At 41.2% G+C, this 12,151-nt stretch carries 14 protein-coding genes; 11 read left to right on the forward strand and 3 right to left on the reverse strand.

The annotated features are described in order from the left end of the window. Positions 1 to 12: 12 nt before the first annotated feature. Complete coding sequence (locus MORIYA_RS19140) at positions 13 to 1,380, forward strand: L-serine ammonia-lyase (RefSeq protein WP_112717807.1); 1,368 nt, start codon at positions 13 to 15, stop codon at positions 1,378 to 1,380. 55 nt (positions 1,381 to 1,435) lie between these two features. On the opposite strand, the gene MORIYA_RS19145 is transcribed toward MORIYA_RS19140, so the two are convergent. The 3 genes from MORIYA_RS19145 to flgA all read right to left on the reverse strand — a co-directional run bounded on the left by MORIYA_RS19145 (position 1,436) and on the right by flgA (position 2,976). Then, positions 1,436 to 1,864 carry a flagella synthesis protein FlgN gene (locus MORIYA_RS19145; protein WP_112717809.1) on the reverse strand — a complete coding sequence of 143 codons (429 nt, stop codon included), beginning with the start codon at positions 1,862 to 1,864 and terminating at the stop codon, positions 1,436 to 1,438. Positions 1,865 to 1,884: 20 nt separating this feature from the next. Beyond that, positions 1,885 to 2,199: a flagellar biosynthesis anti-sigma factor FlgM gene (gene flgM, locus MORIYA_RS19150; protein ID WP_112717811.1), complete on the reverse strand. Its 315-nt coding sequence runs from the start codon at positions 2,197 to 2,199 to the stop codon at positions 1,885 to 1,887. A 75-nt stretch (positions 2,200 to 2,274) separates the two neighbouring features. Beyond that, positions 2,275 to 2,976, reverse strand: a complete 702-nt coding sequence (gene flgA / locus MORIYA_RS19155) for a flagellar basal body P-ring formation chaperone FlgA (protein ID WP_112717813.1) — start codon at positions 2,974 to 2,976, stop codon at positions 2,275 to 2,277. Between the two features lie 165 nt (positions 2,977 to 3,141). Here flgA and MORIYA_RS19160 point away from each other — a divergent pair, with 165 nt between their 5' ends. The 10 genes from MORIYA_RS19160 to MORIYA_RS19205 all read left to right on the forward strand — a co-directional run bounded on the left by MORIYA_RS19160 (position 3,142) and on the right by MORIYA_RS19205 (position 11,998). Next, a complete protein-coding gene (locus tag MORIYA_RS19160; RefSeq protein WP_112717815.1) occupies positions 3,142 to 4,077 on the forward strand; it encodes a chemotaxis protein CheV in 936 nt (311 codons plus the stop codon). Positions 4,078 to 4,129: 52 nt separating this feature from the next. Next, positions 4,130 to 4,954: a CheR family methyltransferase gene (locus tag MORIYA_RS19165; RefSeq protein ID WP_112717820.1), complete on the forward strand. Its 825-nt coding sequence runs from the start codon at positions 4,130 to 4,132 to the stop codon at positions 4,952 to 4,954. Positions 4,955 to 5,267: 313 nt separating this feature from the next. Then, positions 5,268 to 5,663, forward strand: coding sequence for a flagellar basal body rod protein FlgB (gene flgB / locus MORIYA_RS19170; RefSeq protein WP_112717822.1), 396 nt, complete (start codon positions 5,268 to 5,270; stop codon positions 5,661 to 5,663). A 2-nt stretch (positions 5,664 to 5,665) separates the two neighbouring features. After that, positions 5,666 to 6,088 (forward strand): flagellar basal body rod protein FlgC, encoded by a 423-nt coding sequence (gene flgC, locus MORIYA_RS19175; RefSeq protein ID WP_112717824.1) that lies wholly within the window; start codon positions 5,666 to 5,668, stop codon positions 6,086 to 6,088. Between the two features lie 13 nt (positions 6,089 to 6,101). Further along, positions 6,102 to 6,812 (forward strand): flagellar hook assembly protein FlgD, encoded by a 711-nt coding sequence (locus MORIYA_RS19180; protein WP_112718690.1) that lies wholly within the window; start codon positions 6,102 to 6,104, stop codon positions 6,810 to 6,812. 25 nt (positions 6,813 to 6,837) lie between these two features. Further along, on the forward strand, positions 6,838 to 8,145 hold the full coding sequence (gene flgE / locus MORIYA_RS19185; protein WP_112717826.1) for a flagellar hook protein FlgE: 1,308 nt from the start codon (positions 6,838 to 6,840) through the stop codon (positions 8,143 to 8,145). A gap of 187 nt (positions 8,146 to 8,332) precedes the next feature. Further along, the gene (gene flgF, locus MORIYA_RS19190; RefSeq protein ID WP_112717828.1) at positions 8,333 to 9,076 is read left to right on the forward strand and encodes a flagellar basal-body rod protein FlgF; all 744 of its coding nucleotides are present in this window, start codon (positions 8,333 to 8,335) and stop codon (positions 9,074 to 9,076) included. Between the two features lie 49 nt (positions 9,077 to 9,125). Then, complete coding sequence (gene flgG / locus MORIYA_RS19195; RefSeq protein WP_112717830.1) at positions 9,126 to 9,914, forward strand: flagellar basal-body rod protein FlgG; 789 nt, start codon at positions 9,126 to 9,128, stop codon at positions 9,912 to 9,914. A 47-nt stretch (positions 9,915 to 9,961) separates the two neighbouring features. Further along, positions 9,962 to 10,717, forward strand: a complete 756-nt coding sequence (locus MORIYA_RS19200; protein WP_112717832.1) for a flagellar basal body L-ring protein FlgH — start codon at positions 9,962 to 9,964, stop codon at positions 10,715 to 10,717. Positions 10,718 to 10,861: 144 nt separating this feature from the next. Next, on the forward strand, positions 10,862 to 11,998 hold the full coding sequence (locus MORIYA_RS19205; RefSeq protein WP_162629297.1) for a flagellar basal body P-ring protein FlgI: 1,137 nt from the start codon (positions 10,862 to 10,864) through the stop codon (positions 11,996 to 11,998). Positions 11,999 to 12,151 lie beyond the last annotated feature (153 nt).

The following is a 12,151-nucleotide window of genomic DNA, read 5'->3' on the forward strand; positions in this document are numbered from 1 at the left end:
AGGGAGTATTCTATGATCAGTACCTTTGATATGTTTAGTATCGGTATTGGACCATCGAGTTCACATACTGTTGGCCCTATGCGCGCCGCATTTGATTTTTTACAACACCTCAAAGCATTGGATAACCGCGAGTCGATAGTCGGTGTAAATGCAGAACTATTTGGTTCGTTAGGGCAAACCGGGATTGGTCATGGCAGTGATATTGCGGTGATCTTAGGTTTAGCAGGTTATGAGCCGGATAAAATAGACTCGGAACAAGTTGCGTCAATATTGAAGGAGATAGATGAGCAACAAGGCATCAGTATGAGTGGCATTGGTTTTATTCCTTTTAATCGAGCCGAGAGTATTGTATTGCATCAGCGTAAAACGTTGCCTTATCACAGCAATGCGATGACGATAGTAGCATTAAGTAAAGATAGCATCGTGTTAACGAAAACTTATTATTCGATTGGTGGTGGTTTTATTCTTGATCATGAGCATATTGATAACCCTTTGGAAGTCAATGCAGCGATCCCGCCAAAATATAAATTTGATAGTGCCGATGAGCTTCTCGTTACTTGTCGCTTACACGGATTATCTATCGCTAAACTCATGTATGAAAATGAACGACAATTAAATACCGATGAGGTTATTAATAAAAAACTATTACAGCTCCATGACATCATGGTGGACTGTATTCATCGTGGTTGCCGTAATGAAGGTATTTTACCCGGAGGTTTAAAGGTACGACGCCGCGCGCCTGGATTGTTTAAGAAACTACAGGCACCTGATGCCAAGGATGATACTTTCCATGGTATGGACTTTGTTAATATGTATGCGATGGCGGTGAATGAAGAAAACGCCGCAGGTGGACGAGTTGTGACGGCGCCGACCAATGGTGCTGCCGGTATTATTCCTGCGGTAATGTATTTTTATGATCAGTTTGTGAGTCCATTAACGGAAGATAAAATTAAGACCTACCTACTTACCTGTGCGGCCATTGGCACCTTATATAAGAAAAATGCCTCTATTTCTGGTGCCGAAGTGGGTTGTCAGGGGGAAGTCGGCGTTGCTTGTTCTATGGCTGCCGCAGGGTTGACCGCAATAAGAGGTGGGACGCTAGAGCAAGTTGAACACGCTGCCGAAATAGGGATGGAACATAATTTGGGATTGACTTGTGATCCTGTTGCGGGTTTGGTGCAGATCCCGTGTATTGAACGTAATGCCATAGGTGCCGTGAAAGCGATTAATGCGTCGCGTATGGCGCGTATGGGTACAGGAGACCATAAGGTGTCGCTTGATCAAGTGATTAAAACCATGAAAGCCACAGGTGATGATATGAAAAGTAAGTATAAAGAGACATCGAGAGGCGGTTTAGCGATTAATGTCACGGTTTGTTAATGAGTGTTCGCATATTAAGAGGTGCTAAGTAAGCAGTATTAATCAGATCGCTGAATTACGATTTGAAAGACATACCAAGCGTAGCGAAAGATCCGCGAGTACGGCCTAACTTGTCATAGGTAATATTGTTACGTGAGCGACTACGGATAATGATATCGGTTAGTCGTTTGGTATTACGCAGATTGAGCTCAATGAGTTTACCATTCACGTCATTCAATTCTTGGCATTGAGAGAGTTCGGTTTCAATTTGTTGTTTTTGAGCAAGATAGGTAGTCAGTAATGCTGCAGCATCCGCATGCTGACTGATTTTTACATCGAGCTCGGCAATTTGGGTTATCTGCTGCTGTTTTTTTTGACTGAGCTTTTCTAAAGCTGTGACATCTCGTGACTCTAGCGCTGATCTTTCAGCGGTTAATAGAGTCAGTAACTGTTCTATATAAGAAACTTGTAAACCAAGTAATTCAGGTAATGTTGTTATTGTCATCTGTATTTACAATGTACTGGTTATGCGAGTAAAGATTCGAAGCTAGACATGTTCTTTGCTAATTTATTCGCATCTATTTGATAGCTACCATCGGCAATGGCTTTTTTCAAACTTTCAACTTTCGACTCGTTAACGGGTGTACCTTGAGCTAAATCATGTTCCATAGCGGTCAAACTTTTGGCTTGTGATGTAATGTTAACCGAGTCACCTTGTGCTATTCGTTGCGGTGAAGCTTGAACAGAATTACCCGCGCGAACGTTGGCTTTCTGCTGCGCACTTCGCGCTTGGTCCAGCTGGAGACTACGATTATTTAAATTGGTTAAATTTATGGCCATTTTTCTGTACCTATTGAATAGTAAACAGGTGTACTAAAATATTATCGACGCATGACAATAAAACTTTAGCATAATTTAATAGTTTATTTGGACGATACCTGCTGCTTGGACAACACCTGAAACAATTCGTTTCGATTTACTGTTACGTACCTTGATCTTTTCACCCAGAATGCCGTTAGCCAAAGCTATACCATCAGTTTTTACGGTTAGATTTCCAACTGAACTGGTAATTGTAACGTTTTCGCCTTTACACACAAGACAAATATCGCGTGTTGAGATCATTTGAGCATTCGACAGTTGCCTTTTTAAGCGCGCGTTATTAACAAAAGCTAAATCTGAAATATAACCAGAGCGTAATAATACCCGGTTCATATATTCAATTTTAGTATTGTGTTGAGTTAATAGGCTACCTTTTGATAAAGGTCGGTTACTAACCACGACCGGTACTAGTCGAATAATCTTTATCTGCACATGAAGTTGCCAATTATCAGTGCTATCACAACGTATCTTCACAGTCGCTGAACGTTGTAAGCTTTTATTGCCGACTAACTCTGCTGATATATTACCTTTACACTGACTAACTGTTATTCTGCGGTCAATTTTGGTTACTTCTATGCTCACTCTTTCATTTTCAGAGGTAAATAGTTGCGCTTTGATAAAAGATTCCGCAAACTTCTCAAGCGCTTGATGTTTATCTGTTGTTGCGTGAGCAAGTGGACTATAACTAACTACACTGAAACAATAGAACAGCAGTAACGATAAAATATATTTAAGCATTTTGGTTTCTAAGCCGATATAAGATTAAAGACTACGTATAAAACGATTTAAGAGCCAATATTTTGACTGCTTAACGCGTAGGCTATCAATTAAAATGAATAATACAGTGGTAAAGCAATATTTAAGCCACCTTGATAATAAGCTACATTTACCTGGGGATGGATAATGGCAGGATTACTCGATACGGTCAATCAACGCACACAGTTGGTAGGACAAAACCGTCTAGAATTACTTATGTTTCGTTTAAACGGGCGTCAGCGTTTTGGTATCAATGTATTTAAGGTAAAAGAAGTACTGCAATGTCCACACCTCACAATTTTACCTAAGCTGAATAGCGTTGTTCGCGGTGTTGCCCATATTCGTGGTAAGACTATTTCCGTGATTGACTTAAGCTTGGCGACGGGCGGTCGTCCTATTGAGGATTTAAGCAAAGCGTTTATTATTATTTCTGAATATAATCGTTCAATACAGGGGTTTTTAGTCGGTGGCGTTGAACGTATTATTAATATTAACTGGGAAGCCATTTTACCGCCGCCAAAAGGTACAGGTAAATTTAGTTATTTAACGGCCGTTACAGAGGTCGATAACGAGTTAGTAGAAATACTTGATGTGGAAAAAATCCTGCATGAAGTGGCACCGGTAAAAACGGATGTCAGTGCTGAAATTTTAGCATCAGCCACGGAAATCGATAAGAAAGCTATAGAAAAAGTGATCCTGGTTGTGGATGATTCAAGTGTGGCGCGTAACCAGATCAAAAAAGCCGTTTCTGATCTTGGTTTTAAGATAGTATTAGCCAAAGATGGTCGTGATGGTTTAAATCAGTTACGGAAAATGGCATTAGACGCACCTATCTCCGATCTGGTTGCTTTAATGATTTCGGATATCGAAATGCCGGTAATGGATGGTTATACCTTGACTGCGGAAGTCCGAAATGATCCGAAATTAAGTGATTTGTACGTTATCTTGCATACCTCATTAAGTGGTGTATTTAATCAGGCGATGGTGGAAAAAGTAGGAGCGAACGACTTTATTGCCAAATTTAATCCGGATGAGCTAGCGGGTGCGGTATTAAAGGCATTAAAAGCAGCTGACCCTAGCTAAGTGTTCTGTAATATTGAATACATATATTTTAAAATAGAAAGTGAGTAAAATAGTGCAAACATTGTCAAATGAAGTTTATACCCGTTTTAGTGAATTTCTTGAGATTCAGTGCGGTATTGTATTAGGGCAAAATAAACAATATTTAGTTAAAAGTCGTTTATTGCCACTATTGGCAAAACATAAGATGACAAATTTAACTGAGCTAGTACAAAAATCGATGACCATGTTAGCGCGGGATTTACGTAATGATGTTGTTGATGCGATGACCACCAATGAAACGTTATGGTTTCGTGACGTGTATCCGTTTGAATATTTACAAGCTAAGCTCTTACCTGAGTTTATCAATAAAGGTCAGCCAGTAAAAATATGGTCAGCGGCATCGTCGTCTGGCCAAGAACCGTTTTCAATTGCGATGTCAGCGATTGAAACGCAGGAAAAGCTCAAGCGTTTAGTGAAGCCTAATGTACAAATTGTCGGTACGGATATTTCACCAACCATGATTAAGTACTGTAAAGAAGGTATTTATGACCGTTTGGCACTTGGCCGGGGTTTATCTCCTGAACGTAAACGTCAGTTCTTTACGATATTACCTGATGATAAAATGCAGGTGAATCGAGACGTCCAGCAATTAACATCGTTTCGTGAAATAAATTTGTTAGAAAGTTATGCTTTGTTGGGCAAATTCGATATCATTTTTTGCCGTAATGTCCTTATTTACTTTTCACCAAAAATTAAAAGTCAGATCCTTAATCAATTTGCCGATTCATTAAAACCCGGCGGTTACTTATTTTTGGGCGCATCAGAATCCTTGACGGGATTAACGGATAAGTTTGAAATGATCCGTTGTAACCCTGGTATCGTATATAGACTTAAATAGCCTATTTTACTACAAGTTAACGTATGAACATGGATGTTCATTTATTGGCGGTGTCTGGCTCTCATACAGCGTCAAAAAACTGTTTTTGTCGTTTCACTGTACGACCTTACCCACAATAAATATTTACAAAGTCTATACCCACCTTTTTATTTAATCTTAAGTTGTTGATTTTAAATTATTTACATCCTATCCCACTATGATTTAAATAAAACCACCCTGTCGAATATCTTTTTGGCACATATGTTGCTTTTATAATTTGTATCATCGTAATTGTCATACGATTGATTACGATATAAATGTATAGGAGGCGTTCATGGCGATTAATTTTGATAATGCATTAGGTATACACCAATATACTCTCGGCGTAAGAGAACGCCGTGCCGAAGTGTTGGCCAGTAATATTGCCAATGCCGACACTCCGGGTTTTAAAGCAAGAGACTTAAGCTTTAAAGATGCCCTTGCTAGTGCAACCCAAGGTCGTAGTTTTAATTTATCAAAAACTAGTGAACGTCATATATCAGGTGGCCGGGGTATGGCTTCTGATGTCCGATATAGAGTCCCTAATCAACCTGATACAGGGGACGGGAATACCGTAGATGTGCAAATTGAACGTACTAGCTTTATGCAAAATAGCATGGAGTATCAGGCATCATTATCATTCTTAAGCAGTAAAATTCAAACTATGCGCAAGGCAATTAAAGGACAATAATTATGAGTTTATTTCGAGTCTTTGACATTGCTGGGTCGGCAATGAGTGCACAATCGGTGCGTTTAAATACCACCGCGAGTAACCTTGCTAATGCAAATAGTGTGAGTAGTAGCGCTGGTGAAACCTATAGAGCACGCTATCCTATTTTCCAAGCGCAATTAGATCAAGCTAATTTCGCACAAAATGAGGCAGTTGGCGTGAATGTTGCAGGGATTGTAGAGAGTGATGCACCATTAGTTAATGAATATAATCCAAACCATCCATTAGCTGACGAAAATGGTTATGTATATCGTCCGAATGTAAACATAATGGAAGAGATGGCAAACATGATTAGCGCATCTCGTTCATACCAGACTAACGTGCAAATAGCTGATTCAGCTAGGAAAATGTTAAGTAAGACATTGGCGTTAGGTCAGGGTTCATAGAGGGTATTTGGTTGTGACGACAATTAACAATAGTAATAATGTAGCTGACTTTAGCAGTCAGTTTAAAACTGAAAAAAGGGATGCGGCAGAGCAAGCGGCAGAGACTACCCGCAAAGAACTTGGTCAAGAAGACTTTTTTTCCTTGCTAACACAAGAACTGGCTTATCAAGACCCGTTCAAACCCGTAGAAAATTCAGAGATGGTGGCGCAGATGGCGTCATTCACTACCGCTGATGGTATTGCTAAAATGGGCAGCAAGTTTGAGCAGTTAACTGCAATTATGAGCTCAAACCAAGCGTTACAAGCTTCTAGTCTTGTGGGTACTAAGGTATTAGCACCAGCATCGTCAGCATTTTTATCTGCCGGCGAAAACGTGTCAGGGCGTATTGAGTTACCCCAGAGTGCGCCTAATTTACGCTTGCAAATTAGCAATCAAGTCGGTGAGGTGATTAACGTTATTAATTTGGGTGAGCAAAAAAGGGGGGCTGTGGCTTTTGAGTGGGACGGCACAGACATGAACGGCAATAAAGTGGCGGAAGGAAATTACCGCTTAAAAGCATCGGCGTCGATAGACGGCAATGCACAAGATCTTAAAGTCTCAAGTTTCCAGCATGTTGAAAGTGTCAACATTGGTAATACCGGCGGCGGTATTATTCTGAACTTGAAAGGAATGGGCAGTCTGCCACTGAGTCAAGCAACCGAAATTGCTGGTACTAAAACCTAATAAATTTATTGAATAAGGAAGTCTTATGTCATTTAACATCGCCTTGAGTGGGATCAACGCTGCTCAGAAAGACCTTAATACCACGGCAAATAACATTGCTAACGTTAACACCACTGGTTTTAAAGAGTCTCGCGCTGAGTTTGGCGATGTTTATGCAACATCGATTTTCTCAAATGCAAAAACCTCTGTTGGTAATGGTGTGGCGACATCCCATATTGCGCAACAGTTCCAGCAAGGTAGCTTGAATTTTACCGAAAATTCGCTTGATTTAGCGATTAACGGTAATGGTTTTTTTGTTATGTCTGATGGTATGGAATCTATGGATCGTAACTATACGCGTGCTGGGGCGTTTAAACTGGATGCAAATAGTTTTGTCATTAACTCGGCGGGTAGTTATCTGCAAGTTTATGATGTTAATGATGACGGATCACCAAAAGCGGTGAGTATGGCGTCAACAAAACCGCTACAAATACCTGATACCGCGGGTGTGCCTGAATCAACGAGCAACGTTGATATAACGATGAATTTACCGGCGACATCACCTTCATTAGACCCCACTAAATTTGATCCTATTGATAGCGGAACTTATACCGCTGCGACCTCTGTCTCTATTTACGATTCGTTAGGTGAATCACATACTTTATCAACTTATTATGTCAAAGATGGTACCGCGGGGGCGCCTGCTAATTCCTGGTTGGAATTCAACTATGTGGATGATCAACCTGTTGATCTTGTTGGCGGGCAGGCTGTCGCTGCGGCTCCGGGAACACCGGTAAAACCGTTAGCAATGCAATTGACGTTTGATTCATCGGGTTTATTGCAACAGCAAACACCTGCGATCGCAGAAACCGTGCCGCTGGGGGGGGTCTTAACCAATGGTGCGGATACCACTCAGACGATTAAACTTAATATTAATAACCCGACTCAGTTTGCGTCTGCGTTTGAAGTTTCTAAGCTTGAACAAGACGGGGCGACAGTGGGTCGACTAACGGGGATTGATATTGGTCCGGATGGTATGGTCGCGGCGAGTTACAGTAATGGACGTAACGACAAACTGGGGATGATTGCGATGGCTAAGTTCGCCAATGAACAAGGCTTAAGCCAGACGGGCGATACGGGCTGGCGTGCATCACAACTGTCGGGCGCTGCGATTGCTGGCGAAGCCAACTCTGGTACCTTTGGTAAAATTAATTCATCAGCACTAGAGCAATCCAATGTTAACTTGACCAGTGAGCTGGTTAACTTAATTACGGCACAGCGTAACTACCAAGCCAACTCAAGAACGTTAGAGGTGAACTCTAAATTACAAGATACGATATTACAGATCCGTTAATGAAACGGGCTAGTAAGCCATATAACAAGCGGAATTATTCGACATGGGATTCACCGCAGAGGTACATTTTTTGATAAAAGCCAATCCTATTTAGGGTGGCTTTTTCATTTTGGCACTTTAATTGCTTTATTATTGGTATTAGATGGGTAATTAACAATTTCAACGAAAAGTGACAGAGGATTGACGAATGGACAATATGCTTTATATCTCGATGTCGGGTGCCAAAGAAAATATGAATGCATTGGCTATTCATGCCAATAACCTGGCCAATGTCAATACACATGGCTTTAAGGCTGATTTTGAACAAGCGCGTTCAATGCAAGCTTTTGGTGAAGGCCTGCCAACCCGTGTATTTGCTATTACCGAAAGTCCTGGGCAAGACTTTACGGGAGGGGCGCTACAACAAACGGGTAATGCACTCGATGTTGCACTCCAAGGCGACGGTTGGCTAAGCGTGTTGGATGATAAGAACAAGGAAGGCTATACCCGTAGCGGCAGTTTGCACATGAGTGCGACTGGCGAGTTATTGACATCGTCAGGCCGTTCTGTACTTGGTGTAAATGGTCCTATCGTGATCCCTGTACCCGTTGAACAAATAAAAATCCATGCTGATGGTCGTATCGAGATCCGTCCTCAAGGTGCACCAGCAAATGCATTAGAAGAAGTTGACCAATTAAAATTGGTTAACCCCGATGTACGAAATTTAGTTAAAGGTTATGACGGTCTGTTTCGACAGGCCGATGGTACGCCAGCTATTGTCGACCCTAATGTCCAAGTGATTGGTGGCGCACTTGAAACCAGTAATGTGAGTGCTATTGGTGAGCTCACCGGAATGATTAATCTGCAACGTCAATTTGAAATGCAGATAAAAATGATGAAAACAGCAGAAGAAAATGACAAAGCATCTGATTCGTTGTTACAAATCAGTTAACTTTTCACTGATGAGTCCCCAATAGTATAAATTAGACGAGGAAAGCATTATGAATCCTGCATTATGGATCAGCAAAACCGGCTTAGAAGCACAGCAAGCAAATATTTCAACGATTTCAAATAACTTGGCCAATGCCAGTACTGTTGGTTTTAAGAAAGAGCGTGCGATTTTTGAAGATCTATTGTACCAAGCAATAAATCAGCCGGGTGGCCAATCATCGCAAAATACTAAACTACCGTCTGGGTTAATGGTTGGTTCGGGTGCGCGGGTTGTCGCGATACAAAAAGATCATTCTCAAGGCAATATGTTAACTACGGATAACTCACTGGATTTAATGGTCAGTGGCCGTGGATTTTTCGAAATTGAAATGCCGGATGGCACGACGTCATATACCCGTAACGGTCAATTTACCTTAAATGATGAAGGGATTATCGTGACACCAGGCAGGGGGTATCCATTGCAACCCCAGATCCAAATACCGGCAGACGCACAAACCATTACCGTCTCGGAAGATGGTGAGGTCTCGGTAAGCTTACCTGGTCAAACAGATAACCAGACCGTTGGGCAAATTAATATTTCAGACTTTGTTAATCCCGGTGGATTACAGCCAATTGGACAAAACATGTATATTCAAACAGGTGCTAGTGGTGATCCGGTACAAGGTCTGCCAGGCAATGAAGGTTTGGGTAAATTAGTGCAAGGTGCGATTGAAACATCCAATGTAAACGTGACCGAAGAATTGGTCAACCTGATTGAAAGTCAGCGCGTATACGAAATGAACGCAAAAGTAATATCAGCGGTTGATGAAATGTTAAGTTACACCAATCAACAGCTATAACTTAACGGTTAGCCGTTAAAAATTAATTAATATCATCGAGAATTATAATGCGTAATTTTATCCTTGCCTTGTTTGTTTTTATCCAGCTAACGGGTTGTGCATCATTAGTTAAAGTAAAAGAAAATGTGGTCACTAACAATGAAGACGCGACCAAAACCGAAGATGCGCAAGAGCCTGCAGATGTGGCTGAAACACCACAGCAAGATTCGCCTGATTATGCACCAATTGTACCTGATGATAATCCAGTGCAAGCGAAAGTAACGGGATCGTTATTTAACCCGCTATATAACAATAATATTTTTTCAGATATTAAAGCACGTCGAGTCGGTGACATTATTACGGTGATATTAACAGAATCAACCAGTGCTAAAAAGCAAGCCAGTTCGAATCTAGATAAAGATAATTCATTTAAATTAGATCCAGTCAATCTCGGTGGTGAAGATGTGGTTATTGGCGGTTATACAATTGAAGGCAGTTTAAGCCAAACCAGTTCGTTTTCTGGTAATGGTTCGGCAGACCAGAGTAACAGTTTAGAAGGTAGTATTTCTGTCACCGTAGTGCGTGTGTTACCGAATAATAACTTAGTTATCCGCGGCGAGAAATGGCTAATGCTCAATAACGGTAATGAGTATATCCGTCTTACTGGCTTATTACGTCCACAAGATGTGGATGCGAATAATAAAGTCGATTCTTCTTTGATCGCGAATGCACGTATTCAATACGGTGCAGTAGATGATTTGGGAGAAGCGCAAGTTCAAGGTTGGGCAACTAAATTTCTGAACAGTAGTAAATGGCCTTTCTAATCTCAACCTATGTGTAAATACCATGTTGGTATGACAATTGCGACTTTAGCAATATATCGCCCATTATTTGCAGTTGTCATAATTTGGGCCGTGCTGAAAGACTTAATTAGAATAATGACAACCCTTATACCACAGGTTATTTAGATGAAATTATCAACTCAGATTACATTACAAAAAAACGTATTACTCGGTATGAGTATTATTTTTTTAAGCTTTTTTATGGTCACAATCAATTATGCACATGCTGCACGCATTAAAGATATCAGCTCTGTGCAAGGGGTCCGAGATAACCAATTAATCGGTTATGGTTTAGTAGTTGGTTTACCGGGGACGGGTGAGAAAAGTAATGCGTTTTCGGTACAAAGTTTCAAAACCATGCTGAGTAATTTTGGTATCACTATGCCTGATGGTGCCAAGGTTAAGATCAAAAACGTCGCGCCTGTTGCTGTGAGTGCGATATTACCTGCTTTTACTAAACCAGGACAAACGATAGATGTGACGGTGGCTGCTATCGGCGAAGCCAAGAGCCTACGTGGTGGTTTACTATTGCAAACCTTTTTAAAAGGTGCCGACGGTCAAGTATATGCACTAGCACAAGGTAGCCTGGTTGTCGGTGGTCTCGGCGTCGAAGGTAAAGATGGTTCAAAGGTGATCATTAATACCCCTACCGTGGGCCGTATCAGTAATGGTGCGATTGTTGAGAGAGAAGTTGCTAATCCGTTTGGTGATGGCGATTATCTGACATTTAACTTGCATCGAGGTGATTTTACCAACGCGAAACGTCTTGCTGATTCAATTAATAATCTGGTTGGTCCTAATACGGCTTATCCCATGGATTCGATATCAGTGCGGGTACTGGCGCCACGTGATATTTCTCAGCGTGTTGCTTATCTGTCTACATTGGAAAATCTTGAGCTAAAAATGGCAGACGAATCAGCAAAAATTATCGTTAATTCACGTACCGGCACGATTGTGATTGGCCAAAACGTGAGATTAAAACCTGCAGCGATCACGCACGGCGGTTTAACGGTCACCATTAACGAAACCCAAGATGTGTCACAGCCCAACGCGTTTGCTAACGGTGAAACTGTGGTCACCAATAAATCGACCATTAATGTGACGCAAGAAGATGCGCGTATGTTTAAACTTGATGCGGGTGCGACACTCGATGATTTGATCCGCGCGGTTAATCAGGTTGGTATTGCGCCGGGTGATTTAATGTCAATTTTAGAAGCGCTTAAAGATGCGGGCGCATTAGACGGACAGCTTATTATTATTTAATGGCGTTAAGCTACTTAAGCACTGTCATAACTTATTTTTATGAGCGCTATACCCGGTGATTGGGTATAGCGTTTTTTTGTATTTATTTCATGACATTGCCAGAGTTGGTTTAAGAATTGCATTGTTATATGTAAAGGTTGAGGTTAATACGTT

The sequence above is a fragment of the Moritella yayanosii genome, from assembly GCF_900465055.1.
Taxonomy (GTDB): domain Bacteria; phylum Pseudomonadota; class Gammaproteobacteria; order Enterobacterales; family Moritellaceae; genus Moritella; species Moritella yayanosii.

Bases quoted from the DNA above. Each gene is read 5' to 3' on its own strand.
- MORIYA_RS19205 (WP_162629297.1), top strand. From the start codon at position 10,862: ATGAAATTATCAACTCAGATTACATTACAAAAAAACGTATTACTCGGT.
- MORIYA_RS19145 (WP_112717809.1), bottom strand. From the start codon at position 1,864: ATGACAATAACAACATTACCTGAATTACTTGGTTTACAAGTTTCTTAT.
- flgB (WP_112717822.1), top strand. From the start codon at position 5,268: ATGGCGATTAATTTTGATAATGCATTAGGTATACACCAATATACTCTC.
- flgG (WP_112717830.1), top strand. From the start codon at position 9,126: ATGAATCCTGCATTATGGATCAGCAAAACCGGCTTAGAAGCACAGCAA.
- flgE (WP_112717826.1), top strand. From the start codon at position 6,838: ATGTCATTTAACATCGCCTTGAGTGGGATCAACGCTGCTCAGAAAGAC.
- flgM (WP_112717811.1), bottom strand. From the start codon at position 2,199: ATGGCCATAAATTTAACCAATTTAAATAATCGTAGTCTCCAGCTGGAC.
- flgA (WP_112717813.1), bottom strand. From the start codon at position 2,976: ATGCTTAAATATATTTTATCGTTACTGCTGTTCTATTGTTTCAGTGTA.
- MORIYA_RS19140 (WP_112717807.1), top strand. From the start codon at position 13: ATGATCAGTACCTTTGATATGTTTAGTATCGGTATTGGACCATCGAGT.
- flgC (WP_112717824.1), top strand. From the start codon at position 5,666: ATGAGTTTATTTCGAGTCTTTGACATTGCTGGGTCGGCAATGAGTGCA.
- flgF (WP_112717828.1), top strand. From the start codon at position 8,333: ATGGACAATATGCTTTATATCTCGATGTCGGGTGCCAAAGAAAATATG.
- MORIYA_RS19160 (WP_112717815.1), top strand. From the start codon at position 3,142: ATGGCAGGATTACTCGATACGGTCAATCAACGCACACAGTTGGTAGGA.
- MORIYA_RS19200 (WP_112717832.1), top strand. From the start codon at position 9,962: ATGCGTAATTTTATCCTTGCCTTGTTTGTTTTTATCCAGCTAACGGGT.